Raw genomic sequence first — 25,904 nt, forward strand, 5'->3', positions numbered from 1 at the left:
GGCCCTCCGCAGCGGCTGGCGCGGCACGGCGGGCTCTGCTGTAGCCGGCACCAGCCTGGCGAGACACAGCACCAGCCGGCACGCCACAGCGGACAGCGGCCCGGGGCCGGGCACGGCGGCACTCCGCAACGGACAGCAGCCCCGCCGCTCCGGGCGCCGCGCGCGTCGGCGGTCAGCTCTTGGGGACGGCCTGGATGTCGAGGTCGATCGTGATGCTGTGCCCGACGGCCGCTATGCCGCGCGCCAGCATCGTCTGCCAGGTGATCGTGAAGTCGTCGCGGTGCAGTTCGGTGGTGGCGCGGCAGGCCGCGCGGGTCTCGCCCTCCAGCCCTCGGCCGACCCCGAGGTACTCGGTGTCCAGCGTGACCGTCCGCGTCACGCCGTGCAGCGTCAGACCGCCCGAGACGGCCCAGCGGCTGCCGCCCTTGTGCACGAAACGGTCGCTGTAGAACTCCATCGTCGGGAAGCGCCCCACATCGAGGAAGTCACCGGAGCGCAGATGGTCGTCGCGCATCTGGACCCCGGTGTCGATGGAGGCCGCGTCGATGACGACGTGCATCGCGGATTCCTCCATGCGCTCGCCCATCCGGATGGCTCCGGCGAAGCTGTTGAACCGGCCGTGGATACGGGCCAGCCCGATGTGCCGCGCGGTGAAGCCGACGGAGGAGTGCAGGGGGTCGATCTCCCAGTCACCGGCCTCGGGCAGCACCGGCGGCTGCGCGACCTGGAGCGTGACATCGCCGAGCGAGGCGTGCGTGTCCTGGCCGACCGTGGCGCTCCCCCGGTATGGAGTGAACCCTTCCGCCGAGACCACGAGGCGGTAGTCCCCGGCCGGAACGGTCGTGACGAACGCCCCGTAGGGATCCGTCCCGCCCCCGACCACCTTGCGCCCCATGGCGTCGGTGACGGCGAACTCCGCGTGCCGCACCGGCTCGTTGACGGGGTCGAGCACCCGGCAGCTGAGCACTCCCGCGTCCGGCGGCACCCTGATCGCCGACAAGGGTCCCGTCCGTCCCACCCGATTCGTACGGTTTCCCAGCCAACGGCCGAACACGCGCGACACACCCCCGCATTACTTGACAACACCTGCAAAACACAGTGAATGGGTATTCGATCACCGTTGCGGCATTCGATGCAACACGGCCATACATCGCGGGAATACTGACGATGCGCTGCAAGTGTCGCGACTCACCCGAATTGATCGGCCACCGCCCCCCCTTCCTTGGGCAGCCGGGCCTAGGGAGGCCGAGTGGTGGCTTCCAGCCGTGGGGACGATCTCGGCCCCGCGCCCACCACCGCGATCGAGCCGTCCACGTCCGTGCGCAGCACCCGCGCCCCTTCGGCGCGCAGCGCGGCGACGGTGACGGGCGCGGGGTGGCCGTACGTGTTCTGCGCACCGCAAGAGATCAACGCCAGCCTCGGCGCCGTCCTGCGCAGCAGCTCCGGATCTTGATGGGCCGAGCCGTGATGGGCCACCTTGAGCACGTCCACGGAGGTGATCGAGGCGGCGGCCGGGGTGCGCAGCAGGGCGCGCTGGGCCGGTGGTTCGAGGTCTCCCAGGAGCAGCAGGGTCAGCCCTCCGGCCCGCACGAGCAGCGTGACGCTCGCGTCGTTCGGCCCCTCGGGTAACGGCGCCGATCCGGCCGGGGGCCAGAGCACCTGCCAGTCCAGGCCCGTCGCGCGCCGCCGCTCCCCCGCCACGGCCCGGCTCACCGGAACCCGCTCGGCCGCCGCCTGCTCCCGTACGAACTCCGCCTGCTCCGGCGGCTCCTGGAACCCCGTCGTCTGGATGCCTCCCACCTGCCTCCCCCGCAGCACACCCGGCAGCCCCGCGACGTGGTCGGCGTGGAAATGGGTCAGGAGCACCAGGGGCACACGCGTGATCCCGAGCGAACGAAGGCAACGGTCGACTGCCACCGGGTCGGGCCCCGCGTCGACGACCACGCCCGCGCCGTCGCCCGCCGCCAGCACCGTGGCATCGCCCTGCCCCACGTCACACATGACCATGCGCCACCCCGGCGGCGGCCACCCGGCGATCACCCTGGTGAGGGGCGGTGGTTGGACGATCACCAGGAGGAGGAGCAGCACGCAGGCCGTGGCGAGCCATGGGTGCCGCGCGAGCCTGCGGCCTGCCAGGACGAGCGCCACCGTGACGAGCGCGAGCAGCAGCCCGCCGCGCCATCCGCCCGGCCAGTCGACCCCGCTGCCAGGCATGGCCGCCCCGGCGCGGGCGATCTCCGCGATCCACTCCGTGGGCCAACTCGCACCCCAGGCCAGCGCCTCGGCCACCGGCATCGCCACCGGCGCGCAGGCCAGCGCCGCGAAACCGAGCACGGTGGCGGGCGCCACGGCGAACTCCGCCAAGAGGTTGCACGGCACCGCGACCAGACTCACCCGGGCGGCCAGGACGGCGACGACGGGTGCGCACACCGCCTGTGCGGCGGCCGCCGCGGCCAGTGCGTCGGCGAGCCGCGGTGGCATCCCGCGCCCCCGCAGCGCCGCACTCCAGCGCGGCGCGAGGGTGAGCAGGGCCCCGGTGGCGAGGACGGAGAGCAGGAAGCCGTAACTACGGCTCAGCCACGGGTCGTACAGGACGAGCAGCAGCACGGCCGCGGCGAGCGCCGGAATCAGCGACCTGCGCCGCCCGGTGGCGATGGCGAGGAGTGCGATCAGCCCGCAGGCCGCGGCCCGCAGCACGCTCGGATCCGGCCGGCAGACGATGACGAAGCCGAGCGTGAGCAGCCCGCCCAGCAGCGCGGTGGTGCGCAGCGGGATGCCCAATCTGGGGGCCAGCCCACGCCGTTCCACCCGCTGGGCGGTGCCCGGCGGTCCGATGAGCAGGACGAGCACGATGGTGAGGTTCGCCCCACTTACGGCAAGCAAATGCGTCAGGTCGGTCGCCCGGAACGCCTGCTCCAACTCGACCGGCACCCGCGAGGTGTCCCCGACCACCAGGCCCGGCAGCAGCGCGCGGGCATCGGCCGACAGCCCATCGCCGGCCTCCCGCAACCCGCCTCGCAACCGCCCGGCGAGCCGTTGCGCCCCGGACGGCGGCCCGACCACGTGCGGTGGCCGCTCCCCCGAGACCCGGAGCACCGCCGCGACCTTGCCCCCCTGCGCCAACGGCGGCGCCAACCGCGCGGCCACCCGCAGCCGCGTGGAGGGCAGCAGCGCGAGCCAGGGGTCTTTGGGACGGAAGCGGGCGGCTCCGGCGGCTGCCCCGGCTCCCGGCTCCAACGACGCCAGTTCCGGGGCGCCTTGACCCCCGGGGGCACCTCGGCCGCCCGGGAGGCGCGGGGGCCTCGCGGAGTCGGCGGTCCCACCCCGCACGATGACCAGGACCGGGGCCCGCGTCACGGTCGCCGCGCCGCCCCCCTTCGTGACGCGGACGACGTCGGCGTTCAGCAGGACGCCGGGCGGCATCGTGTGCGCGCCCGCGACGCGGGGCCGGGAGCGCCGGGGATCGGAAGTGACCACCAACTCCGCGTCCACCTGGGCGTACTCCCGCGCCAGGGCGGGGACCGGGCCCCGGTGCAGATCCGCCCCGTGCAACGCCGCGGAGCCCCCCGAGGCAGCGGCACAGAGCAGCGAGGCGGCCACCGCCAGCCGCCCCCACGAACGTCGCCGCCTCGACGGACCGGTCCGCCGCCCCTGAGCCGTCCACATCACCAGCAGCGCACCGGCCGCCGCCACGCAGACCGCCACCGTAGCCACCGCCCACCTGGGCGGGGCGTCCAGCAGCAGCGCGGCCGCCGCCCACGCCGCCAACGCGGGCGGTACGAGACGGAGGTCGATCGGCCCCTCCTGTCGGGGGTGCGAGGCGCCGAGGCGGTGACCCGACGCGACGTGCACCGCCGCACGCGTCGTCGCCTCGGTCCGAGGCCCGGACGTCATGGCCGTACGAGGTCCTGGAGATCGGCGAAACGCCGGTCCCCGATGCCATTGACCTCGCGGAGCTCTTCGACGGAGCGGAAACCGCCGTGCTCGGTGCGGTAGTCGATGATGTGCTGCGCCAGCACCGGGCCGACGCCCGGCAGTTCGTCGAGCTGCGCGGCGGTCGCCGTGTTCAACCCGACCGGGCCCGCGGCAGCCGCCCCCGCCGGGCCGGCACCCGGCACGGCACCGGCATCGCCGTGTCCAGGGGGCGGAGCCGGCTCGCCGACCACCACCTGCTCACCGTCCACCAGGAACCGCGCGCGATTGAGACCGCCCATGTCGGTGCCTGGCCGGGCCCCTCCCGCGGCCCGCAGCGCGTCGGCCACCCGGGAGCCCGCGGGCAGCCTGTGGACACCGGGCCGGCGGACCTTCCCGCTGACGTCCACGACGATCCTGCCGCCCGGACCGGCCTCCGCGTCCGCCCCGCCCCGGCCGGCAGCCGCGGAGCGCCCCGCCCCCGCCCCTGCCGGAGGACCCGCCGAGGGAGCCGGCTCCGCACCGCGTCCCCCTGCGGCGCCCGCCTCGCGCACGATGTCCGGGGCCTGCACCGGCCGCGCCCGCCCCGTCCAGAAGTGCTGCGCCGCGAAGACGGCGGCGACAGCGAGGACCACGACGAGCGCGACCACCCCACGCCGCTCCAGCCCGCACCGCGCCTGGAACCACACCGGCAGCCGCTCCCGCACGGCGAGCCCCATCCGCTCCCGCCGCGCGGGCCCGCCCTGCGCCTTCCCCTCCACGACAGACTCCGCCTCAGCGGCCTCCGCCAAGGGCCTCACCCCCTCCCCAGCATCCGCCGCCAGGGGCCTCAGCCCCGCCCCAGTGGTCTCCGCCCCACCGGTCTCCGCCCGGCCTCTCTCCACTCCAGGCCCCCACCCGGTCTCATCCGCCCCCTCCCGCCACGCCCAACCAGGCGAAGACGCAGCCGCAGCCCCCCGCGCCGCAACCCCGCCCCCGCTGTCCCCGCCGCCCGGCAGCAGCCCCTCATCAGGCCCCGCCACGTCCAACCGCAGCGAAGAAGCCGAATGCTGAGGCGAATCCATGAGATGCGACGGCGGTGACAAAGCCGACGGAAGCTGCGGCTCGGCGAAGAGATTCTTCGAACGCGCCCGCGCCCGCGCCCGCAACCGCACCGCCTCCGCCGAGGCATGGCCGCGCCGGACCCGCCTCAGGGCGTGACGGTGCTGCGCACGCCCGTCCGAAGCGGGGCCGCGACCGGGGCCACTCGTCGGGGAAACTGTCCGGGATGGTGAACGCAGTGAGGTCATGTCGACGACGGTAGGCACCTTCGCGACATCGTGTTGATCTTGGTCAATTCCCGTGGGCTACCCGACAGTTGTGGATAACTCCGTCACCCGCACGTGGGAATTCCCCGGCAGCCACACCCGGCCGCGGCGCGCCGGCGCCCCACCGCCCCGGGACCCCGGGAACCCGCCCCTCACCGAGGCGAGACCACGACCCCCAGCAGCCCAGGCCCCGTATGCGCCCCGATCACCGCGCCCACCTCGCTGACATGCAGCTCCTCAAGGCCCGGCAGCCGCTCCCGGAGCCGGTCCGCGAGGGCGGCCGCCCGCTCCGGCGCCGCGAGATGATGCACCGCGATGTCCACCTGGCCCGCGCCCGCCCGCTCGGCGACGATCTCCTCCAGGCGGGCGATGGCCTTCGACGCCGTCCGTACCTTCTCCAGCATGTCGATGCGGCCGCCGTCCAGCTTCAGGAGCGGCTTCACGGCGAGCGCGGAGCCCAACAGCGCCTGCGCGGCGCCGATGCGGCCGCCCCTGCGCAGATAGTCGAGGGTGTCGACGTAGAAGTAAGCGGACGTCCCCGCGGCACGCTTCTCGGCGGCCGCCACGACCTCTTCCGCCGAATCACCCGCCTCCGAGGCCTCCGCCGCCGCCAGGGCGCAGAAACCGAGGGCCATCGCGACCATGCCGGTGTCCACCACCCGCACCGGCACCGGCGCGTCCTTCGCCGCGAGGACGGCGGCGTCGTACGTACCGGAGAACTCGGCGGACAGGTGCAGCGAGACGATCGCCGTGGCGCCCGCCTCCGCGACCTTCCGGTACGTCTCGGCGAAGACCTCTGGGCTGGGCCGGGACGTGGTCACCGACTTCCGCTTCTGCAGGGCCAGGGCGAGGGAGCGCGCCGAGATCTCGGTGCCTTCCTCCAGCGCCTCGTCCCCCAGGACCACGGTCAGGGGCACCGCGGTGATGCCGTGCCGCTCCATCGTCCGCTGCGGCAGGTAGGCCGTTGAATCCGTGACGATCGCGACATGGCGGGACATGGGCTGGAGATTACCTGTCTGGGCCGCCGGACGGCAGCCCGGCCCCTGTTCGCCCAGATCACCCGGCTCGCCCCGCTGGCCCGGCTCACCTTGTCCCTGCGGCGTTCCCCGCGTCACGGGGGCGGCTCAGGTCGTGCTCTCGGGCTTGGCCTTCTTCTCCCACGGATACGTGGGGGCCGCCGAGGGCGGCGTGATCGCGGGCCGCGTAGGCTCCTGGGAGGCCTGCGCGGACGGCTCCGGCCAGGTCTGCCCGGTGTCCTTCGCGGGCTCCGCGGCGGGCTCGGGCCAGGCCGCGGGAGTCTCCTCCGGCCGCGGTTGTGTCGTCCAGTGCCGCAGTGCTCCCGCCTCCATGTCGATCTGCGTGCGGAGCGATTCCAGGTCGTCGCCCGCGAACCGGCTGGCCCGGTCGCGCGCCCCCCACCGCAGCGAGTCCGCCGCCTGGGTGATGTGCTCCGTGCGCTCCTTCAGCTCGGGGAGGCGCTCGGCCACGGACGCCTTGTCCGGGTCCCGCTCCAGACGCCGCAGCTCATCGTCCAGCTCATGCCCATGGGCGCTGAGCCGGTCGAAGAGGCCGAGGCTCTCCTTCAGGGAGGTGTCCTCGACGACCCCGGCCTGGAGGACGTCCTGTGTGCTCCGCATCGACGTGCGCAACTTGAGCCGCAGCTGGGCCAGTTCACCGGCGGTGCCGACCTGGGCGAAGCTCTTCGCTCGCAAGGTGGTGTCCTCCACCGTGCGGCGGGCCTCCGAGATGGTGCGGTCCACGCCTCGCTTGGCCGCCCGGACGACCTTCACCGTGGCATACACCCCCAGCACCAGGAACAGCACGACGAGCAGCGCCACGATTGCGCCCATGGCTTCCATGACGCTCCTCTCCAGTCCAGCCCAGCAAATTCGGTTCCGGCCCAGTACACCCAGCCCGGTCCGGCCCGGCCCGCTCCAGCGACGTCCCTTCCACCGTAAACGGAGAAGGCAGGCCGGAGGTTCCATCGGAACCCCCAACCTGCCCGTAAGGGAAGACCCCTATACCTCGCCCATACCCGGCTACATCTCCGCGCGCCGCTACGCCGGAACGATGTTCACCAGCTTCGGCGCCCGCACGATCACCTTGCGGATGCCCGCGCCGTCCAGCGCGGCCACGACCTTCTCGTCGGCCAGGGCGACCTTCTCCAGCTCCTCGTCGGAGATGGCCGGCGAGACCTCCAGGCGCGCCTTGACCTTGCCCTTGATCTGCACGACGCAGGTCACGGACTCGTCCACGACGAATGCCGGATCGGCGACCGGGAAGTCCTGGTGGACGACCGAGTCGGTGTGGCCCAGCTTGCGCCACAGCTCTTCGGCGACGTGCGGGGCCAGCGGCGCGATCAGCAGCACCAGCCGCTCGGCGACGGAGCGAGGCACCGGTCCGGCGGCCTTCGTCAGGTGGTTGTTCAGCTCGGTGATCTTGGCGATGGCGGTGTTGAACCGCATACCGTCCAGGTCCTGGCGCACGCCGTCGATCGCCTTGTGCAGGGCGCGCAGGGTGGCCTCGTCGATGTCGGCCTCGGCGACGTCCGTGACGGTGGCCTCACCGGTCGACTCGTCGACGATCAGCCGCCACAGCCGCTGCAACAGGCGGTACTGGCCGACGACCGCGCGGGTGTCCCAGGGGCGCGACACGTCCAGGGGGCCCATCGCCATCTCGTACAGGCGCAGGGTGTCCGCGCCGTACTCGTCGCAGATCTCGTCCGGCGTGACGGCGTTCTTCAGGGACTTGCCCATCTTGCCCAGCTCGCGCTTGACCGGCTCGCCCTCGAAGAAGAACTTCCCGTCGCGCTCCTCGACCTCGGCCGCCGGCACCGGGAAGCCGCGGCTGTCCCGGTAGACGTAGGCCTGGATCATGCCCTGGTTGTACAGCTTGTGGAACGGCTCGGCGGACGAGATGTGCCCCAGGTCGAACAGGATCTTCGACCAGAAGCGCGCGTACAGCAGGTGCAGCACCGCGTGCTCGGCGCCGCCCACGTACAGGTCGACGCCGCCCGTCGGCTGGCCCTCGCGCGGGCCCATCCAGTACTGCTCGACGGCGGGGTCGACCAGCTGCTGGTCGTTGCGCGGGTCCAGGTAGCGCAGCTCGTACCAGCAGGAACCGGCCCAGTTGGGCATCGTGTTGGTCTCGCGGCGGTACTTCTTGGGGCCGTCGCCCAGGTCCAGGGTGACGTTGACCCAGTCCTCGTTGCGGGACAGCGGCGTCTCCGGAGAGGTGTTCGCGTCGTCCGGGTCGAAGGTGCGCGGGGAGTAGTCGTCGACCTCCGGCAGCTCCAGGGGCAGCATCGACTCGGGCAGCGAGTGGGCGATGCCGTCCTCGTCGTAGACGATCGGGAAGGGCTCGCCCCAGTAGCGCTGGCGGCTGAACAGCCAGTCGCGCAGGCGGAAGCTGACGGTCCCCTCGCCGATGCCGCGCGTGGCCAGCCAGCCGGTGATGCGGGCCTTGGCGCCGGCGACGTCCAGGCCGTCCAGGGAGACTTCCTCGTTCGAGGAGTTGATCAGCTTCGCCTCGTACGAGGAGAAGGCGTCGTCCCAGGTGGTGGTGTCGGTGCCGCGGTCGTCCGACGGCTCGACGACGCAGCGCATCGGCAGGTGGAAGGCGCGCGCGAAGGCGAAGTCGCGGCTGTCGTGCGCCGGGACGGCCATGATCGCGCCGGTGCCATAGCCCATCAGGACGTAGTCGGCGATGAAGACGGGGACCTGCTCGCCGCTGACCGGGTTGGTGGCGTAGACGCCGGTGAAGACGCCGGTCTTCTCCTTGGCGTCCGCCTGCCGCTCGACGTCGGACTTCGACGCGGCGAAGGCGCGGTACTTGGCGACGGCCTCGGCGGGCGTGGCGTGGCCGCCGGTCCACACCTCGTGGGTGCCCTCGGGCCAGGCCTCGGGGACGACCTTGTCGACCAGCTCGTGCTCGGGCGCCAGAACCATGTAGGTCGCGCCGAACAAGGTGTCCTGGCGGGTGGTGAAGACGGTGATCGCGTCGCCTTCGGTGCCCACGGGGAAGTTCACGCGGGCGCCTTCGGAGCGGCCGATCCAGTTGCGCTGCTGCAGCTTGATGGCCTCGGGCCAGTCCAGCGCGTCCAGGTCGTCCAGCAGACGGTCGGCGTAGGCGGTGATGCGCATGTTCCACTGGCGCAGCTTGGCCTTGAAGACGGGGAAGTTGCCGCGCTCGGAGCGGCCGTCGGCGGTGACCTCCTCGTTGGCCAGGACGGTGCCCAGGCCGGGGCACCAGTTGACCGGCGCGTCCGAGGCGTACGCCAGGCGGTACTGGCTCAGGACGTCCGCGCGCTCGGCGGCGTTCAGCTCGCTCCACGCGCGCGTGGAGCCCGGTACGGCACGGTCACCGCTGGCGAACTGCGCGACCAGGTCGGCGATGGGACGGGCCTTCCCGGCGTCGGCGTCGTACCAGGAGTTGAAGATCTGGACGAAGATCCACTGGGTCCACTTGTAGTACTCGGGGTCGATCGTCGCGAACGAACGCCGCTTGTCGTGGCCCAGACCCAGGGCGCGCAGCTGGGCCTTCATGTTCTCGATGTTGGCCTCGGTGGAGACCCGCGGGTGGGTGCCCGTCTGCACGGCGTACTGCTCGGCGGGCAGGCCGAAGGCGTCGAAGCCCAGGGTGTGCAGGACGTTGTGGCCGGTCATGCGCTGGAAGCGCGCGAAGACGTCCGTGGCGATGTAGCCCAGGGGGTGGCCGACATGCAGGCCCGCTCCGGAGGGGTACGGGAACATGTCCATGATGAACTTCTTGGGCTTGGCGGCCAGCGCCGCCTCGGCCTCGTCCCGCGCCGCCATGTCGCCGCTCGGGTTCGGCGCCTCGTAGGTGCCCTCGGCGTCCCAGAAGTCCTGCCAGCGTGCCTCGATGTCAGCGGCCAGAGCGGCCGTATAGCGGTGCGGCGCGGCCACCTCGGAGGCGGCAGCAGAATTCGTCTCGCTCATGATCCTCAAAGCTCCATCGATCGTCTCTGCCTGCGGAATTGACCGTTCTGGTCGCAGTCCCGGTCAAACAAAAATGCCCCTCGCACAGGAGGGGACGCCGCGCCGATTCCGACCGCATTTCACCGGCGGTCGGGACTGATCAGCGCGGCCCGCTAAGCAGAAGGCGTACGGCACGCATGGCGTCAGGGTACCGCAGCGCCCATGTGGCCCGCGACGAGCTTGTGTGCGGGGTGCCATGCGCGGCTCCTGGACTCCCGCCGACGGCCCTTGGCCAAGGGTTACTCCGCGTACCGCCCACTATCGGGGCAACACCAAGAGCACATGGCACTTTGATAACAACGCAATAACTCAAACCCCGTACTCACCGGTATGGAGCGACTTAGCATGCGGCGGGACCGAACCATTTCGGAGCCGCCCCATGAACCCTCTGCACCCCCATCGCCAGAGCCGGTTGCTCGGCGCCGGAGCTCTGCTCCTGATACCCCTGCTCGTCGTCGCGGGCAGCGACGGCTTCCGGGCCGCCCTGGACTTCACCACCGGTGTCCTGTGCCTGGTCTCCCTCACCGCCGCCGTCCTCTGGGGCCTGGTCGCCACCGACCGCCTCTTCCTGCGCTCGCGCCAGCGGCTGCTCGCCCAGGCCGTGCACCGCGCCACGGCGGTCGCCTCCGTCGGCTTCCTGCTGCTGCACGGCACCGTCAAGATCGCCCTCGACCATGTGTCGCTCCTCGGCGCCCTCGTGCCCTTTGGGCTCGGCGTGAGCGGCAGCGCGGGGCTCATCGGCCTCGGCTCGCTCGCGGGCCTCCTCATGGTCGCCACGAGCGTCACCGGCGCCCTGCGCAGCGCCTTCGCCTCCCCCGCCCGGATCGCCTCCCGCTGGCGCGCGCTGCACATGCTCGCCTACCCCGCCTGGTGCGCGGCGCTGATCCACGGCCTGTACGCGGGCCGGCCGCCGAAGCCGTGGGTGACCGCCCTGTACGCCCTGTGCCTGCTCGGGGTCGCCGGGGCCGTCGCCCTGCGCGCGGCACCGCCCCCAGTCAAGCGGAAGGTCGCCGCCCGCGTCCTGGCCCTGCTCGAACCGGAGCCTGGGACCTCGCGCCGTGGCCACCCACGCGCGCGGGACACCGCCTCCGCCCCGCTCCCCGGTACGGCGGCCGACACCGCGCCCGCCCCCGGCCCGACCGCCGGCATCTGGGCGGCCTACCGCGCACTGACCCCCACGCCGCCCCAGCCCCCGCGCCCGACAGGCCCTCCGCCCCGCGCCGAGCCCACGGACCGCTGGCCCACCCCTTCCCCGCCCCCGCCCGCCGAAGCCCCCTACGTAGCACCCCGACCCACGTACGACACCGCTTCACAGCCCCTCTGCACCCCGGCGTACGAACCGGCCCCCATGCCGACGTACGAACCGGCCCACACCCCGGTGTACGAGTCCACGCACGACCGCTCCTACGAACCCGCCCACGACCCCGCGTACGACAGCGGCCACGCCACCGAACCGCTGCCCCGGCCCTTCCAGGCCCCCAGCTCGGGCGAGCCCTGGAACGCCGCCACCGGAGGCCACCCGTGAACGCGTCACTGCCCGACGTCCCCGAAGTCCGCGTCGTCGGGCTCCCCCTGCTCACCTCGGGCTTCGACCTGGTCGAACGCCTCGATCTCGCCATGCACCTGAAGGTGCACGGCCCGCTCGAACCCATGGCGGGCGAGCCGCTCGCCCGCCTCGCCGAGCAGATCGCGCTGCGCGGCCGGGGCGGCGCGGGCTTCCCGTTCGACCGGAAGCTGCGGGCCGTCGCCGACGCGGCGATACGCCGAGGGGTACGCCCCGTGGTGGTCGTCAACGGCAGCGAGGACGAACCGGCCTGCCGCAAGGACACCGTCCTGATCAACCGCGCCCCGCACCTCATCCTGGACGGCGCCCTGCTCGCCGCCGAGGCGCTCGGCGCCCGCACCCTCGTCATCGGCGTGACGCGCGACTCCACCGAGGCCTCGATGCGCACCGCCCTCGCCGAGCGGGGCCTCGGCAACCGGCGCGGATCGGCCCTTCGCGCGCGCGTGCAGCGCAACCCGGTGCGCATGGTCACCGGGGAGTCCTCCGCCCTGGTCCGCTCCGCGGACGGCGGCCCCCCGCTGCCACCGGGCCGCAAGTCGCGCTCGTCCGACCACGGGGTGGGCGGCGCGCCCACGCTGCTGTCGAACGCGGAGACCTTCGCCCAGCTCGCCGTCGCCGCGCGGATCGGCGCCGACCGCTACTGCCGCACCGGGCTGCGCGAGGAGCCCGGCACGGTCCTGCTGACCCTCTCCGGAGCCGTCGCCCGGCCGATGGTCGTCGAGGTCCCCACCGGAGTGCCCCTGCGCTACGTCCTCCAGCTCGCCGGCGCCCCCGCGCTCCCCCAGGGCGTCCTGACGGGCGGCTACCACGGCAAGTGGCTCGACGGCGTGACGGCGCACGACGCGGTCATCTCCCGTGCCGCCCTGGAGGCCTGCGGCGGCGCACTCGGAGCGGGCGCGGTCCTGCCGATCGGTGAGGGCACCTGCCCGCTCGGGGAGTCGCTGCGCGTCGCGCACTGGCTGGCCGCGGAGAGCTCCGGGCAGTGCGGCCCCTGCTATCTCGGCCTCCCCGCGGCGGCCCGTGGCCTCGCGGACGTCCTCCAGGGCGGCGGCCCGACCGCCCTCGAAGCGCTGCGCGAGGTGACGCGGGCCGTGAAGCGGCGCGGCGCCTGCAAGCATCCGGACGGCTCGGCGGCCTTCCTGGAGTCCACGATCTCGGCGTTCACGGACGATCTCGCGGCGCACGTCCTAGGCGGCGGCTGCGGCCGTCCTGTCGAGGGGGTCCTGCCCCTCCAGGCGGAGGCACCCCCGGCGCAGGCGCCGAGCGGCCGCAGGCTGGCCGTGGACTGGACCCTGTGCCAGGGCCACGGGCTGTGCGCGGACATCGTCCCTGAGCTGATCCAGCTGGGTCCGGACGGTTTTCCCTCCGTTGCGGAGGCCTCCGTACCGCGCTACTCCGAAGCGCGTGCCTCTCGTGCCGTGCGCCGCTGTCCGGCGCTCGCCCTGCGCATCGAGGAGGACCCGAAGGCGGCGTCCGTGATCCGTCCCGCGCTGCCCGCCGCGCTGCCACCGGGCCGGGGCCGCAGGGCACTCGGCAGCGGCCGACAGTAAGCAGCAACGCGGGACAGCGAAAAGCGGGCCACCCGATCCGGGTGGCCCGCTCATCTCCTGTGGAGCTAAGGAGAATTGAACTCCTGACCTCCTGCATGCCATGCAGGCGCTCTACCAACTGAGCTATAGCCCCTTGCTTATGCCCGCCCGGTTCCCCCGGCGACTCCCCAAACATTACACGGTTACCCCCGTGCTCCACCAAATCGTTTCCGGTCTGGGGCGATACAGCCCGATTCGGCCGGTACTGTCAGCCTCCGTGACCGTGATCGCGTTCGCCGCCGCCCGCCGCCGCGTGCCCCTGGCCGCCGGGGCCTGCCTGCTCTCCTTCACGGCCTTCTGGTGCGCGCAGCGCGCCGCCGACGTCTCGATGATCGACCTGATGGTCTACCGCGCCGAGGGCGAGACCGTGCGCGCGGGCGGCGACCTCTACGCACTGCGCACCACCGAAGCCCATCTCCCGACGACCTACCCACCGTTCGCCGCGCTCCTGTTCACCCCGCTGACGCTGCTGGAGACCCCGGACATGCGCATGCTCGCGACGCTGGGAAACCTTCTCCTGCTGATCGTCTTCGTGGCGCTGTCCCTGCGGCTCATCGGCGAAGCGCGGCACGCGCGCGTGGAGAGCGCCTTGTGGGTGTCCGCGCTCGCCGTCTGGTGCGAGCCGGTGTGGACGACGCTGCGCTACGGACAGATCAACCTGCTGCTCGCCGTGCTCGTCCTGTGGGACCTGTCACGGCACCCCGGCCACCGCTGGGCGGGCCTCGGCATCGGCGTCGCCGCGGCGATCAAGCTCACGCCCGCGCTCTTCGCGGTGTTCCTGCTGCTGACCGGCGCCGCCGAGGCCCTGCGGCACGGGGTGTGGCGGCCCGCCGTGCGGCACGCGTGCGTGGCCGCCGTCTCGTTCACCGCCGCGACGCTCCTCGCGGCCGCCGTCCTGCCCTACGACTCGTGGCGGTTCTGGACCCGGATGGTCTTCGAGGCGGGCCGGGTCGGGCTGGTGGAGGACACCGCCAACCAGTCCCTGCGGGGCGTTCTCGCCCGGCTTCTGCACACCGCGGAGCCCGGGGCCTGGTGGGCGGTGTCGGCGGCGGTGACCTGCGCGCTCGGTCTCGCCGCCGCGGTGGCCGCCGCGCTGCGCGGGGAGCGGGCGCGGGCCGCGCTCTGCTGCGCGGCGACGGCGCTTCTGGTGAGCCCGGTGTCGTGGTCGCACCACTGGGTGTGGTGTGTGCCGATGGTGCTGGCCCTGGGGACCGAGGCGGCCCGCCTGGGCGGCCGGGTCCGGTGGGCGGTGGCCGGGGCCGCGTCCCTGGTCTTCTGCTCGTACGCCCTGTGGTGGGTGCCCCATGGGGCGGGACGGCTCGAACTCGACCAGAACTATGGCCAGATGACGCTGTCCGCCCTCTACGTAGTGACCGCTTGGGCGTTTCTGCTGGCCGGTGTCAGGCGGTGGCGAACGAGTAGAACCGCTTGAGGGTGCAGTGCTCGTCGAGCAACCGGCCGTAGATCGGCTCCCCTTCGAGCTCGCGGTAGGTCTCGATGGGGTCGCCTTTTATGATCAGCGCCCGTGCGCATTCCTCGCACCAGTACTGGTACTCGTTGTTGACCGGTTCCATGTCGCGGACGATCGGCGTGCCACTGTCGCACCAGTCGCATTTCCGCCTGTGTGCCCCCATCGATCAGCTCCAGCTGTGGCCGCAGGCGGTGCAGACATAACTGACTCCGCCGTTGTCGCCGAGTACTTGGGCGACATGGACGGAGCCGCAGGAAGGGCAGTTGAGGAGCGTACGGAGAGCGTGTGGTTCTCGTGTCGCCGCCGCGTCGAAGAAGCGGTCGACCTCTCCGAGGATGCTCGCAGGCATCACGCTCTCCCTCCCGTCGGGCTGCGTTCCCCTTCCGGCCGTCCGATTCTGCCACGGCCCGAGCGGCCCGGTCAGCGACGCATTCGTTCCGGTCCGGACACGACGGCCGGCGCACGCCCCCGCACGCGCCCCCTCGCACCCCGGCAAAAGAAAATCCCGCCCCCTGATGGGGACGGGATTTCCGGGACTGTGGAGCTAAGGAGAATTGAACTCCTGACCTCCTGCATGCCATGCAGGCGCTCTACCAACTGAGCTATAGCCCCTTGCGTTCTTCCCGCTCGGCGGGCGAACAAGAAGAACTTTAGCCTGCGACCAGCCGGAATGTGAAATCCGGGTCCGGCCGCCCCCGGGAGCGGCTCCGGGGCGCTCAGTCGTCGTCGCCGAGCACCGGCTCCGGCAGCGTACCGGCGTTGTGCTCCAGCAGGCGCCAGCCGCGCGCGCCCTGGCCGAGGACCGACCAGCAGCAGTTGGAGAGACCGCCGAGCCCCTCCCAGTGGTGGGCGTCCAGGCCGAGGAGGCGACCGATCGTGGTGCGGATGGTGCCGCCGTGGCTGACCACCACCAGCGTGCCGTCGTCGGGCAGCTTCTCGGCGTGCCGCAGCACGACGGGAGCGGCGCGGTCGGCGACCTCGGTCTCCAGCTCACCGCCGCCGCGGCGCACCGCTTCGCCGCGCTTCCACGCGGCGTACTGCTCACCGAAGCGGGCGATGATCTCGTCGTGCGTCAGGCCCTGCCATTGGCCGGCGTACGTCTCCCTGAGCCCCTCCTCGTACGTGACGGGGAGGCCGGTGACGGCGGCCAGCTCGGCCGCCGTGGCCGCCGCCCGCTTGAGGTCGGAGGCGACGATCGCGTCCGGCTTCAGGGAGGCGAGCAGCCGGGCGGCGCGCCGGGCCTGGCCGACGCCCGTCTCGGTCAGCTCGATGTCCGTGGAGCCCTGGAAGCGGCGCTCCAGATTCCAGGCCGTCTGGCCGTGGCGCCACAGGATGATCCGGCAGCCGCGGTTGCTCACCGAAGCTCACCGTCCAGGTCAGCCTCCTCGGTGGCCAGCTGCTCGGCGTGCTCGGCGCCCTTGCCGCGGGTCGCCTTGGCCTCCTCCGGCAGGTCGATCTCGGGGCAGTCCTTCCACAGGCGCTCGAGGGCGTAGAAGACCCGCTCCTCGCTGTGCTGGACGTGGACCACGATGTCGACGTAGTCGAGGAGGATCCAGCGGGCGTCGCGGTCGCCCTCGCGACGGACCGGCTTGGTGCCGAGCTGCTTGTTCAGCTGCTCCTCGATCTCGTCGACGATGGACTTGACCTGGCGGTCGTTGGGTGCGGAGGCGAGCAGGAACGCGTCCGTGATCGACAGCACGTCGCTGACGTCGTACGCGATGATGTCGTGCGCGAGCTTGTCGGCAGCCGCCTGGGCGGCGACGTTGATGAGCTCGATGGAGCGGTCCGTGGCGGTCACTGGTGAGCTTTCCTTCAGATGGTCAAGACACCCCAAGGGTCTCACGGACCGCCGTCCCCGCCCCAGACGATTACGTCACCGCCTCCGCGGGCCCCTTCCTCACCCCGCCGTGTAGTCCTGGCCGAGGACCACGGACACGTCCGCGTTGGGTGCCGTGGCGCCCTTGCGGACCACGCTCGTCGGCAGGCCGAGGGTCTTGGCGACCTCGGTGGCCCGTGCCTTGTCGGCCTCGTCGGCGTAGGTGATCCGCGAGGTGGGAAGGGCCGCGGAGCCCGCGCCGCCGTCGACGAAGGCGTAGCCGCCGTTGACCAGGGAGACCCGGGCCTCCTGGGCCGCCTCCTTCGAACCGGAGGCGTTCTTGACGCCGACCCGCAGGGCCGCGCCCTTCTCCGGGCTCTTCACAACGCCGCCGAGGACCTCCTTGACCACGGTGTCGCCGGCCTTCTCGGACAGGGTGCCGTCCGGCCGCACCGGCAGCAGCGTCGTCTTGTAGTCGCCGCTCTTCGCGCGGTCGGCGAGCTTGGCGAGGAAGGTGCCGAGGTCCTTCTCCCGGAGCGAGGGGTCGAGGACCTGGGCGAGCGACTCCACGGTGGTCGTGGCCCCCTGCGGGTCGGACGAGAACTTGCGCAGGATGCCCTGCATGACCTGGCCGAAGCGGTCCAGCTGCGCGCTCTCGTCCTCGCCGGGCGCGCGGTAGGTGGCGTACGCGACGGCCATCTCGCCGCTGAGGGTCTGCTGCTCGCCCTTCTTCACCAGGGGCGCTTCACCCTTCTTCTTCGCCTTCGGGTCGGGCACGTCGGCGTCCGTGTCGACGTCGATGTTGCCGACGAGCTCGACGAGGTTGTCCAGGAAGGGGGTGTCAAGGCGCCAGGTGCCCTCGACCTCGGTGCCGAGGGCGGTGTCGATCGACTCGCGGGTGCCGGTCGTGCCGTCGTCGTCGACGGACTTGCCGAGCGTCGTCGCGCCGCCCTCGTCGTCCGACACGGCGAGGGAGTTCGGCAGCAGGACAGTGGTGCCCTGCCCGGTGGTGGCGTTGTTCACCAGCAGGGCGGTGGAGGTGCCGCCGCCCTTGGTGTCGTGCAGGTGGACGACGATGACGTCGCGCTTCTGCGGTCCCGTCGCGTCGGCCGCGCCGCCCGCGCCGTCGGACTGGCCGGGCAGCTTGCCCGCGAACCACAGGTAGCCGACGCCGCCCGCGATCACCAGGGCGAGGACCACGACGAGCGCGACGACGCGGGAGCGCCCGCGCCGCTTGGCCTCCTCGCGCCGCTCGGTGCGGCTCTCGGTGAACTTCAGCCAGTCGATGACGTCTTCGGAGTCCTCGTCCGGCTCCTCGATGAACGAGAACTGCTCGGTCTTGTACTCGGGCTCCGGCGCACGCGGCGCACGCTCCGGCTCGGGTCCGGGCTGAGGGCGCCCAGGCTCCCGCTGCGGCTGGGGCTGCTGCTCGTGCTGCGGTTGCTGCTGGGGCTGCGGCTGCTGCGGTTGCTGCTGCTGAGGGATCCAGGCGGTGTCGTAAGCCTGCGGCTGCCCACCGGCATACGGGTCGTACCCGTACCCCTGGTACTGCTGAGGCACCTGAGGCTGCTGCTGCACCAACTGATACACCGGCTGCCCGTACTCGTCGTACCCGACGACCTGGTACTGCTCGGCGTACTGGTCGGCCGCGTACTCACCCACGTACTCGCCCGCATACGGGTCACTGCCCGCATAAGGGTCGTACTGTCGGTCGTTCACCGGTGCCCCTCTCGGCTCATTCGCCGCGGTACAGCTCGCGCTTGTCGATATAACGCACCACACCGTCCGGCACCAGGTACCAGACGGGATCGCCCTTGGCGACCCGCGCGCGGCAGTCCGTGGACGAGATGGCGAGGGCCGGGACCTCCACCAGGGAGACACCGCCCTTGGGGAGTCCGGGGTCGGCCAGCGTGTGGCCGGGCCGGGTGACCCCGATGAAGTGCGCGAGGGAGAACAGCTCTTCCGTGTCCCGCCAGGTGAGGATCTGGCCGAGGGCGTCGGCGCCCGTGATGAAGAAGAGGTCCGTGTCGGGGTTGAGGGCACGCAGGTCGCGCAGCGTGTCCGTGGTGTACGTCGCGCCGCCGCGGTCGATGTCGATGCGGCTCACCGAGAACTGCGGGTTCTCGGCGGTCGCGATGACCGTCATCAAATAGCGGTCCTCGGCCGGGGACACCCGCTTGTCGCTCTTCTGCCACGGCTGTCCGGTCGGCACGAACACCACCTCGTCGAGGTGGAATTGCGCGGCGACCTCACTGGCCGCCACGAGGTGTCCGTGGTGGATCGGATCAAACGTTCCGCCCATGACGCCGAGGCGGCGCTTGCCGTTGCTCACCGGACCGGTCCCCGGAAAGATCTCCGGACCGGTAGGCATGTCCTGCTCTCCCATGCGTGCAGACCCTACCGGCCCGGTCGAGGGGCCCTGCTCCGGTCCCGACGGTTGCTAGCGATCCCGGTTGAAGCGGGTGGTGATCCACAGAAGCAGCATGAGGGCGACGAACGCGCCGCCACCGATGAAGAGCGGGCTGAGGCTTTCGTGGTTGCCGCCGTGCTCGCCGCCCTCGGAGGCGAGAGTGACCAGCTGGGCGGCGGTGCTGTGGAGGCTCATCTCAGGCAGGACCTATCCGGGGGTGGGATGGACGTAAAGACTTCCGGGCCATCGTAAGCGGGGCCCGGGCCCCGGCTCACGCCGACTCAGCCCTTGCGGCCCTCGTCGTCGCCGCCCCGGTGGTCGCCGGCGCCGCCGCCCCGCTGGTCCTCGTCACCGTCGCGGCGGTACCCGCGCAGCAGGAACCAGCCCACCAGGACGCACCCGACGACCATGACGATCAGCACGACCCGCAGCAGATTGCCGGGTCCCTGCCGCTCCGCGGCCTTGGCCGCCTCCGTGAGCCAGACGGCCCCAGCGTTGTGCTCCATGACGGACGACTCCTTCTGTGTGCTGCCCTGTCACGGTATCTCCGCCTAGGCTGGACCCCACCTCGGGGGCACGAGAGGACCAGACATGGGGGAATCGGCATGACCGACGACAACCACGACGACAGCGGCGGCGGGGACGGGACGGGGCACGAGCGCGTCCCGAGCCGGCAGCGCCGGCGCTTCCCCGGCATCTCCTCGCGGGCCTACGAGCATCCGGCGGACCGCTCGGCCCTGGTGGCCCTGCGCAGGCTCAGCGGGTTCGACACGGTCTTCAAGGCGCTCAGCGGCCTGCTGCCCGAGCGCAGCCTGCGGCTGCTGTTCCTGTCGGACTCCGTGCGGGTCTCCGACGTGCAGTTCGCGCACCTCAACACCATGCTGCGGGACGCCTGCTACATCCTGGACCTGGAGAAGGTCCCGCCGATGTACGTCAACCAGGACCCGAACCCGAACGCGATGTGCATCGGCCTCGACGAGCCGATCATCGTCGTGACCACGGGCCTGGTCGAGCTGCTCGACGAGGAGGAGATGCGGGCGGTCGTCGGCCACGAGGTGGGGCACGCCCTCTCCGGCCACTCCGTCTACCGCACGATCCTGCTGTTCCTCACGAACCTCGCGCTGAAGGTCGCGTGGATCCCGCTGGGCAATGTCGCGATCATGGCGATCGTGACGGCCCTGCGCGAGTGGTTCCGCAAGTCGGAGCTGTCGGCGGACCGGGCCGGCCTGCTGGTCGGCCAGGACCTGAATGCCTCGATGCGGGGCCTGATGAAGCTCGCGGGCGGCAACCACCTGCACGAGATGAACGTGGACGCGTTCCTGGAGCAGGCCGAGGAGTACGAGGCCGGGGGCGACCTGCGCGACTCGGTCCTGAAGATCATGAACGTGCTGCCGCGCACGCATCCCTTCGCCACCGTCCGCGCCGCCGAGCTGAAGAAGTGGGCACAGACCCGCGACTTCCAGCGGATCATGGACGGCCACTATCCGCGCCGTGACGAGGACAAGGACACCTCGGTCTCCGACTCCTTCCGGCAGTCGGCCTCGGCGTACGCGGACGACGTACGCAACAGCAAGGACCCGCTGATGAAGCTGGTCAGCGACATCGCGGGCGGCGCGGGCGACCTGGGCGGCAAGCTGCGCGGGAAGTTCACGGGGCAGGGCGGCGGCGACACCTCCGGGGACAAGTGACCCCCCAGCGCGAAGGCGTCCCTCAGAGCGGCGGCGAAGGCTGGGCCGAAGCCGCCAGCGAGCCGCAGAGCGCCGTCGCCCTCCCCGTCTCGTAGGGGTCGGTGCCGGCCGGGCCGCCCGCCTTCGCCCGCTGCCCCGCGAGCAGCGGCCGCAGATGGTCGGCCGTGTCGTCCCCGCAGCTGAGCGGCCCGGCCTGGGCCGCGGAGACCAGCAGCTCGGCGCGGTGCATCCGCAGGTCGTCGCGGTCGAAGCGGAACCGCAGCTCGCGGCGGACGGTGAACAGGGACACCTTGCCGCCGTCCTCGCGGGCCGCTCGCAGCGCGTACACAAACGTGTGGTTCGAGGTGACCTCCAGGGTGTTCCGGTCCGCCTCGGCGACCCGCAGGGTCCCCTCGACCCTGGCCCGCTGATCGGCGAGCGCGGCCTTGGCCGGGTCGAACCGCACCAGCCAGCCGATGGGAGCGTGCCGCTCGTCGGCGGCGGGGTGCGCGAAGCTCCGGTCGAACTGGTCGAACTGCTCGGGATCGAGCAGCAGCCGCACGGCGCCCGGCGAGCCGCCGGTGAGCGTGTCCGGGTCGAGCGAGGATTCGACGAGGTAGTCCCTGGCTGTGGTCACGGCGGCCATGACCTGGGTGTCCGAGAAGTGCGAGGTGCGCCGCACGGCCGGCAGATTGATGCCATCGGCGCCCACCCGGAACTGCGCGGCGGGGCTGTGCGCGTACAGGTCGGCGGCCTTCGCGGCGCCGGGCACGGCGCCGTGCGGGGCGAGCGGGATCACCGTCATCCGCAGCGGCTCGGGACGTTTGGCCTGTGGGGTGGGGTACGGGTGCCGTACACCCATGTAGATCGCCGTGCCGAAGGCCAGGGCGATCAGTACGACGAGCAGCAGGGCCTGGCGGGACAGGCCACGGTGCAGGGCGGGGCGGCGGCGCACGGCCGGCGCGTGGTCGCTCAGGCGCTCCTGTGCGGAGAACTCCTGGAGGCGGGCAGCGCGCACGAACGACTCGTCGAAGACAACGGATCGGTACTCGTCCTCACCACCGCTGGGGCCGCCCTCGGGTGTCCCCGGGGGTGGGTCTCCTGGCTCGCCCATACCTTCAGAGTAGGTCTCCGGGCGGTCGGGTAAACGCCCTGGTACATGTCAAGTTCCGCCAACTCCTCACGGTGTTCGCGGCACCGCGGAAGCGGCGGGGCGGCCGAATTCGGCGGAGGCGGAGGGGCCGGCCGGGGCCTCCTTGTCGGCGCCCTGGTCCACCTCCGTGGAGGCGGGCGCGGGCACGCGGTCCTGGCGGCCGGAGGAGGCGCCGCGGTAGACGGCGGTGAAGGCGAGGGCGACCATGCCGATGCCCATCAGGAGGGCGAGCATCCAGGCCACGGGGCGGTGCCAGCGGGCGCGGCCGGGGTGGCGTCCGGGGCGGCCGTAGCCCCCGTCCGGGGCGTCGTGGTCGTAGGCGTCGTCGAAGTCGTCGTGGCCGAACTCGCCGCTGCCGTCGGGGCCGAAGCCGTCGTCGGGGAAGTCGTCGTCGCCCGCGTCGCGGACGCGGCGGGTACGGGCCCGGCGGGCCTCGGCCTCGGAGGCCTCCGCGCGCGCCTGCGCCGCGGCCAACAGCCGCTCCACGGCGGATGGTTCGTGTATGTCGGCGGCCCGTACGAAATCCTCGTCGAAGACCACGGAGGCGAACTCTTCGTCCGCACCTCCGCGGTCGCGGTCGTCGTCGGGCTCCCAGCCGTCAGGGAACGACGGCGTGCCCCCCACGTCCTCCGGCACCCTCCCAGCGTAGACCTGGGAGGGGCAATTTGGGCAGACCGTAAGGGAATTAGACACCGTGGGTGTCACCGGCCGGATGTCACCGGCCGGACGTCACCGCACGTGGCCGTCGCCCGTCACGATGTACTTGGTCGACGTCAGTTCGGGCAGCCCCATCGGGCCCCGGGCGTGCAGCTTCTGCGTGGAGATGCCGATCTCCGCGCCGAAGCCGAACTGCCCGCCGTCGGTGAAACGCGTCGAGGCGTTCACGGCGACGGTCGTGGAGTCCACGAGCTGCGTGAAGCGGCGCGCGGCCTGCTGCGAGGTGGTGACGATGGCCTCCGTGTGCCCGGAGGTCCACAGCCGGATGTGCTCGACGGCCTGCTCCAGGGTGTCGACGACGGCGGCCGCGATGTCGTGACTGAGGTACTCGGTCTCCCAGTCCTCGGTCGTCGCGGGCACGACGGTGGCCTTGGAGCCGTCCCCATAGGTGAGCACGCGCTCGTCGGCGTGCACGGTCACCCCGGCCTCCGCGAGGGCGTCCAGGGCGCGCGGCAGGAACGCGTCGGCGATGTCCCGGTGGACGAGCAGCGTCTCGGCGGCGTTGCAGACGCTGGGCCGCTGCGCCTTGGAGTTGATCAGGATGTCGACGGCCATGTCGATGTCGGCGGCGGCGTCGACGTACACGTGGCAGTTGCCGGTGCCGGTCTCGATGACCGGGACGGTGGACTCCTCGACGACGGTCTTGATCAGCGAGGCGCCGCCGCGCGGGATGAGCACGTCGACGAGGCCGCGGGCGCGCATCAGCTCGCGTACGGAGTCCCGGCTCTCGCCCGGCACGAGCTGCACGGCGTCCGCGGGCAGGCCGGCGCCGTGCACCGCGTCGCGCAGGACGCGCACGAGCGCCGTGTTCGATTCGTACGCCGATGACGAGCCCCGCAGCAGGACGGCGTTGCCGGACTTCAGGCAGAGGGCGGCCGCGTCCACGGTGACGTTCGGCCGGGCCTCGTAGATGATCCCGACGACGCCGAGGGGGACGCGGACCTGGCGCAGGTCGATGCCGTTGGGGAGCGTGGAGCCGCGGACGACCTCGCCCACCGGGTCGGGCAGGGCCGCCACGTCGCGCACGTCGCCGGCGATGGCGCGGACCCGCTCGGGGGTGAGGGTGAGCCGGTCGATGATCCCCTCGCTGGTCCCGGCCTCCCGGGCGCGCTCGATGTCCTTGGCGTTGGCCTCGACGATCTCGGCGGTCCGCACCTCCAGGGCGTCGGCGATCGCGAGCAGCGCGTCGTCCTTGGCTGCGCGCGGCAGCGGCGCGAGCGTGGCGGAGGCGCCGCGGGCGCGGTAGGCGGCCTGGGCGACCGGCGAGAGGTTGTCGTAGGGCGAGACGGGAGAGAGCGACGTCATGCTCGCAGGGTAATCCCCGCGCCCGGGGCATCCGCCCTGTGTTCCAGTCCCCGAGACCACGCGGCGGCGGCCGTAAGACGACGGCTCAAAACGAGCGCCGGATCAGAACGGGTGTACGCCCACCGGCGTGGCCGGAAGCGGACCGTACCCCTCCGCGATCCGCTGGTGATACGTGTCGCGGTCGATCACTTCGAGCCCCACGATCTCCCACGGCGGCAGCTGCGCGCTCTGCCGGTGCTCGCCCCACAGCCGCAGCGCGACCGCGGCGGCGTCGTGCAGATCGCGGGCCTCTTCCCAGTAGCGGATCTCGGCGTGGTCGGGGGCGTACCGGCTGGTGAGGAGAAAGGGATGGTCGTGGGCGAGCTGTTCGAGGCCGCGCCTGAGCTCCTTCAGCGGGGCCTCCGCGCCCGAGACGCTCAGGGTGACGTGCCACAGGCGGGGCGCCTGTAGCGTCTCGCCCTCGGCGCTCTCGCGCGCCTGGCTCCCGTGCCCGGCGTGCGCCTCGCTCTCGTACGCCTCCCCCGCGGCGACGCTCGTCAGCGCCCGCTCAGCCGAGCCGCGGGACGCCGCCCCTGGGCGCACTCGTCTCACGACGGCCTCCTTTACGCAATGTCGTACGCGATGTCGGTGCGGACACGCAACGGTCGTGCGGAACTGTCTTCAACAAAGTTGACCAGCCCGAGCCGTCCCGCGGGGCGGTTTTGGGGAGTTTCACCTTCCGCGGACCGCCCCGCCGAAGCCGTCCTGGGCGGTTTTCGGCCGAGCGGTCGGCTCTACCCGTGGAGCAGGACGAGGTCGTCCCGGTGCACGACCTCCCGCTCGTACGCGGGTCCGAGCTCCCGCGCGAGATCCCGCGTGGAGCGGCCGAGGAGCTGCGGCAGCTCCTTCGCGTCGAAGTTCACCAGACCGCGCGCGACGGCCCGCCCCGCGACGTCCCGCAGCTCGACCGGGTCGCCCGCGGTGAAGTCGCCCTCGACCCCCGCGATCCCCGCGGGAAGCAGCGATTTGCGCCCCTCGACGACCGCGCGCACCGCCCCGTCGTCCAGGGTGAGCGCGCCGCGCGGCTCCGAGGCGTGCTGGAGCCACAGGAGCCGGTCGGCGGAGCGGCGTCCCGTGCGGTGGAAGTACGTGCCCGTGGCGCGGCCCGCGAGGGCGTCACCGGCCTGGCTGGCGGAGGTCAGGACGACCGGGATCCCGGCGGCGGCGGCGATCCGCGCGGCCTCGACCTTGGTGACCATGCCGCCGGTGCCGACGCCCGCCTTGCCCGCGCTGCCGATCTCGACGTGCGCTATGTCGGCGGGACCCCGCACCTCGTCGATCCTGGAGGTGCCGGGCCTGGCCGGGTCGCCGTCGTACAGGCCGTCCACGTCGGAGAGCAGGACGAGCAGGTCGGCGTGGACGAGGTGGGCGACGAGGGCGGCCAGGCGGTCGTTGTCGCCGAAGCGGATCTCGTCGGTGGCCACGGTGTCGTTCTCGTTGACCACGGGCAGCGCGCCCATCGCGAGCAGCTGGTCCAGGGTGCGGGACGCGTTGCGGTGGTGGGCGCGGCGGGCCATGTCGTCGGAGGTGAGGAGCACCTGCCCGACGCGTACGCCGTACCGCGCGAAGGAGGCGGTGTAGCGGGCCACGAGCAGCCCCTGCCCGACGCTGGCGGCGGCCTGCTGGCGGGCGAGGTCCTTGGGGCGCCGCACGAGGCCGAGGGGGGCGAGGCCGGCGGCGATGGCGCCGGAGGAGACCAACACGATCTCGCGCTCACCCCCGCTGCGGCTCTTGGCCAGGACGTCCACCAAGGCGTCCACGCGATCGGCGTCCAGCCCCCCAGAGGCGGTGGTCAGGGACGAGGACCCGACCTTGACGACGACCCGCTGGGCCTCTGCCACCGACTGCCTTGCCGCTGTCACGCGCTTCCCCAAATGATCCCGATGGTGCCTTACCCGCAATCTACGTGAGGGCGTCCGGGGAGCGCCCCCGCATTCCGAGGGGCGGGCACCCGACC

Annotated in this window: 23 protein-coding genes and 2 tRNA genes; 4 read left to right on the top strand and 21 right to left on the bottom strand. The window is 72.3% G+C overall.

Features of this window, described 5'->3' with window-relative positions; genetic code table 11:
* Positions 1 to 172: 172 nt before the first annotated feature.
* The 6 genes from ACF062_RS04275 to leuS form a co-directional block, all read right to left on the bottom strand.
* Positions 173 to 1,054 carry a YceI family protein gene (locus tag ACF062_RS04275; protein ID WP_392135436.1) on the bottom strand — a complete coding sequence of 294 codons (882 nt, stop codon included), beginning with the start codon at positions 1,052 to 1,054 and terminating at the stop codon, positions 173 to 175.
* A gap of 182 nt (positions 1,055 to 1,236) precedes the next feature.
* Entirely contained in the window at positions 1,237 to 3,894 is a 2,658-nt protein-coding gene (locus ACF062_RS04280; RefSeq protein WP_392135439.1) for a ComEC/Rec2 family competence protein, read from the bottom strand.
* Positions 3,891 to 4,976 (bottom strand): helix-hairpin-helix domain-containing protein, encoded by a 1,086-nt coding sequence (locus ACF062_RS04285; RefSeq protein WP_392135442.1) that lies wholly within the window; start codon positions 4,974 to 4,976, stop codon positions 3,891 to 3,893. The genes ACF062_RS04280 and ACF062_RS04285 overlap by 4 nt, the downstream gene beginning before the upstream one ends.
* 395 nt (positions 4,977 to 5,371) lie before the next feature.
* Entirely contained in the window at positions 5,372 to 6,217 is an 846-nt protein-coding gene (locus tag ACF062_RS04290; RefSeq protein ID WP_392135444.1) for a DegV family protein, read from the bottom strand.
* Positions 6,218 to 6,343: 126 nt separating this feature from the next.
* A complete protein-coding gene (locus ACF062_RS04295) occupies positions 6,344 to 7,078 on the bottom strand; it encodes an SPOR domain-containing protein (RefSeq protein ID WP_392135446.1) in 735 nt (244 codons plus the stop codon).
* Between the two features lie 198 nt (positions 7,079 to 7,276).
* Positions 7,277 to 10,177, bottom strand: a complete 2,901-nt coding sequence (leuS, locus tag ACF062_RS04300; protein WP_392135448.1) for a leucine--tRNA ligase — start codon at positions 10,175 to 10,177, stop codon at positions 7,277 to 7,279.
* 418 nt (positions 10,178 to 10,595) lie between these two features.
* On the opposite strand from leuS, the gene ACF062_RS04305 reads away from it, so the two are divergent.
* Together ACF062_RS04305 and ACF062_RS04310 are read left to right on the top strand one after the other, a co-directional pair.
* Positions 10,596 to 11,741, top strand: coding sequence for a cytochrome b/b6 domain-containing protein (locus ACF062_RS04305; protein ID WP_392135450.1), 1,146 nt, complete (start codon positions 10,596 to 10,598; stop codon positions 11,739 to 11,741).
* Entirely contained in the window at positions 11,738 to 13,330 is a 1,593-nt protein-coding gene (locus ACF062_RS04310; RefSeq protein WP_392135453.1) for an NADH-ubiquinone oxidoreductase-F iron-sulfur binding region domain-containing protein, read from the top strand. The genes ACF062_RS04305 and ACF062_RS04310 overlap by 4 nt, the downstream gene beginning before the upstream one ends.
* Before the next feature lie 60 nt (positions 13,331 to 13,390).
* Here the strand turns inward: ACF062_RS04310 and ACF062_RS04315 are convergent.
* Positions 13,391 to 13,463 (bottom strand) — tRNA-Ala (locus tag ACF062_RS04315).
* A gap of 123 nt (positions 13,464 to 13,586) precedes the next feature.
* On the opposite strand from ACF062_RS04315, the gene ACF062_RS04320 reads away from it, so the two are divergent.
* Entirely contained in the window at positions 13,587 to 14,801 is a 1,215-nt protein-coding gene (locus ACF062_RS04320; RefSeq protein WP_392135456.1) for a glycosyltransferase 87 family protein, read from the top strand.
* On the opposite strand, the gene ACF062_RS04325 is transcribed toward ACF062_RS04320, so the two are convergent.
* From ACF062_RS04325 to ACF062_RS04365, 9 genes are all read right to left on the bottom strand, one after another.
* Entirely contained in the window at positions 14,770 to 15,003 is a 234-nt protein-coding gene (locus tag ACF062_RS04325; protein ID WP_223774611.1) for a hypothetical protein, read from the bottom strand. The genes ACF062_RS04320 and ACF062_RS04325 overlap by 32 nt on opposite strands.
* 3 nt (positions 15,004 to 15,006) lie before the next feature.
* Positions 15,007 to 15,189: a hypothetical protein gene (locus tag ACF062_RS04330; RefSeq protein ID WP_392135459.1), complete on the bottom strand. Its 183-nt coding sequence runs from the start codon at positions 15,187 to 15,189 to the stop codon at positions 15,007 to 15,009.
* Positions 15,190 to 15,379: 190 nt separating this feature from the next.
* Positions 15,380 to 15,452: transfer RNA gene (locus ACF062_RS04335), tRNA-Ala, on the bottom strand.
* A 104-nt stretch (positions 15,453 to 15,556) separates the two neighbouring features.
* Positions 15,557 to 16,198: a histidine phosphatase family protein gene (locus ACF062_RS04340; RefSeq protein WP_356573305.1), complete on the bottom strand. Its 642-nt coding sequence runs from the start codon at positions 16,196 to 16,198 to the stop codon at positions 15,557 to 15,559.
* Positions 16,195 to 16,638: a ribosome silencing factor gene (rsfS, locus tag ACF062_RS04345; protein ID WP_223774614.1), complete on the bottom strand. Its 444-nt coding sequence runs from the start codon at positions 16,636 to 16,638 to the stop codon at positions 16,195 to 16,197. The genes ACF062_RS04340 and rsfS overlap by 4 nt, the downstream gene beginning before the upstream one ends.
* 99 nt (positions 16,639 to 16,737) lie before the next feature.
* Entirely contained in the window at positions 16,738 to 18,375 is a 1,638-nt protein-coding gene (locus ACF062_RS04350) for an LCP family protein (protein ID WP_392135463.1), read from the bottom strand.
* Between the two features lie 16 nt (positions 18,376 to 18,391).
* Complete coding sequence (gene nadD / locus ACF062_RS04355; protein ID WP_223774615.1) at positions 18,392 to 19,042, bottom strand: nicotinate-nucleotide adenylyltransferase; 651 nt, start codon at positions 19,040 to 19,042, stop codon at positions 18,392 to 18,394.
* 54 nt (positions 19,043 to 19,096) lie between these two features.
* Positions 19,097 to 19,261, bottom strand: coding sequence for a hypothetical protein (locus tag ACF062_RS04360; RefSeq protein ID WP_392135466.1), 165 nt, complete (start codon positions 19,259 to 19,261; stop codon positions 19,097 to 19,099).
* 86 nt (positions 19,262 to 19,347) lie between these two features.
* Positions 19,348 to 19,572, bottom strand: a complete 225-nt coding sequence (locus ACF062_RS04365) for a hypothetical protein (RefSeq protein ID WP_223779376.1) — start codon at positions 19,570 to 19,572, stop codon at positions 19,348 to 19,350.
* A gap of 99 nt (positions 19,573 to 19,671) precedes the next feature.
* On the opposite strand from ACF062_RS04365, the gene ACF062_RS04370 reads away from it, so the two are divergent.
* The gene (locus ACF062_RS04370) at positions 19,672 to 20,754 is read left to right on the top strand and encodes a M48 family metallopeptidase (protein ID WP_392135469.1); all 1,083 of its coding nucleotides are present in this window, start codon (positions 19,672 to 19,674) and stop codon (positions 20,752 to 20,754) included.
* A 22-nt stretch (positions 20,755 to 20,776) separates the two neighbouring features.
* Here ACF062_RS04370 and ACF062_RS04375 read toward each other — a convergent pair whose 3' ends face one another.
* From ACF062_RS04375 to proB, 5 genes are all read right to left on the bottom strand, one after another.
* Positions 20,777 to 21,847 carry a hypothetical protein gene (locus tag ACF062_RS04375; protein ID WP_392135472.1) on the bottom strand — a complete coding sequence of 357 codons (1,071 nt, stop codon included), beginning with the start codon at positions 21,845 to 21,847 and terminating at the stop codon, positions 20,777 to 20,779.
* Positions 21,848 to 21,913: 66 nt separating this feature from the next.
* Entirely contained in the window at positions 21,914 to 22,522 is a 609-nt protein-coding gene (locus ACF062_RS04380) for a hypothetical protein (RefSeq protein WP_392135475.1), read from the bottom strand.
* Between the two features lie 93 nt (positions 22,523 to 22,615).
* Entirely contained in the window at positions 22,616 to 23,908 is a 1,293-nt protein-coding gene (locus ACF062_RS04385) for a glutamate-5-semialdehyde dehydrogenase (RefSeq protein ID WP_392135478.1), read from the bottom strand.
* Between the two features lie 102 nt (positions 23,909 to 24,010).
* On the bottom strand, positions 24,011 to 24,490 hold the full coding sequence (locus tag ACF062_RS04390) for a hypothetical protein (protein WP_392136523.1): 480 nt from the start codon (positions 24,488 to 24,490) through the stop codon (positions 24,011 to 24,013).
* Positions 24,491 to 24,681: 191 nt separating this feature from the next.
* Positions 24,682 to 25,809: a glutamate 5-kinase gene (gene proB / locus ACF062_RS04395; protein WP_223774622.1), complete on the bottom strand. Its 1,128-nt coding sequence runs from the start codon at positions 25,807 to 25,809 to the stop codon at positions 24,682 to 24,684.
* Between the last annotated feature and the right edge of the window lie 95 nt (positions 25,810 to 25,904).

Source organism: Streptomyces sp. NPDC015345 (genome assembly GCF_043078805.1).
GTDB lineage: Bacteria > Actinomycetota > Actinomycetes > Streptomycetales > Streptomycetaceae > Streptomyces.

Excerpts from the sequence above, each read along its gene's own strand:
- leuS (WP_392135448.1), bottom strand. The coding sequence starts at position 10,177 with ATGAGCGAGACGAATTCTGCTGCCGCCTCCGAGGTGGCCGCGCCGCAC.
- ACF062_RS04330 (WP_392135459.1), bottom strand. The coding sequence starts at position 15,189 with ATGCCTGCGAGCATCCTCGGAGAGGTCGACCGCTTCTTCGACGCGGCG.
- ACF062_RS04360 (WP_392135466.1), bottom strand. The coding sequence starts at position 19,261 with ATGAGCCTCCACAGCACCGCCGCCCAGCTGGTCACTCTCGCCTCCGAG.
- ACF062_RS04375 (WP_392135472.1), bottom strand. The coding sequence starts at position 21,847 with ATGGGCGAGCCAGGAGACCCACCCCCGGGGACACCCGAGGGCGGCCCC.
- ACF062_RS04370 (WP_392135469.1), top strand. The coding sequence starts at position 19,672 with ATGACCGACGACAACCACGACGACAGCGGCGGCGGGGACGGGACGGGG.
- ACF062_RS04285 (WP_392135442.1), bottom strand. The coding sequence starts at position 4,976 with ATGGATTCGCCTCAGCATTCGGCTTCTTCGCTGCGGTTGGACGTGGCG.
- ACF062_RS04295 (WP_392135446.1), bottom strand. The coding sequence starts at position 7,078 with ATGGAAGCCATGGGCGCAATCGTGGCGCTGCTCGTCGTGCTGTTCCTG.
- ACF062_RS04385 (WP_392135478.1), bottom strand. The coding sequence starts at position 23,908 with ATGACGTCGCTCTCTCCCGTCTCGCCCTACGACAACCTCTCGCCGGTC.
- ACF062_RS04325 (WP_223774611.1), bottom strand. The coding sequence starts at position 15,003 with ATGGGGGCACACAGGCGGAAATGCGACTGGTGCGACAGTGGCACGCCG.
- ACF062_RS04305 (WP_392135450.1), top strand. The coding sequence starts at position 10,596 with ATGAACCCTCTGCACCCCCATCGCCAGAGCCGGTTGCTCGGCGCCGGA.
- ACF062_RS04290 (WP_392135444.1), bottom strand. The coding sequence starts at position 6,217 with ATGTCCCGCCATGTCGCGATCGTCACGGATTCAACGGCCTACCTGCCG.
- nadD (WP_223774615.1), bottom strand. The coding sequence starts at position 19,042 with ATGGGAGAGCAGGACATGCCTACCGGTCCGGAGATCTTTCCGGGGACC.
- ACF062_RS04365 (WP_223779376.1), bottom strand. The coding sequence starts at position 19,572 with ATGGAGCACAACGCTGGGGCCGTCTGGCTCACGGAGGCGGCCAAGGCC.
- ACF062_RS04280 (WP_392135439.1), bottom strand. The coding sequence starts at position 3,894 with ATGACGTCCGGGCCTCGGACCGAGGCGACGACGCGTGCGGCGGTGCAC.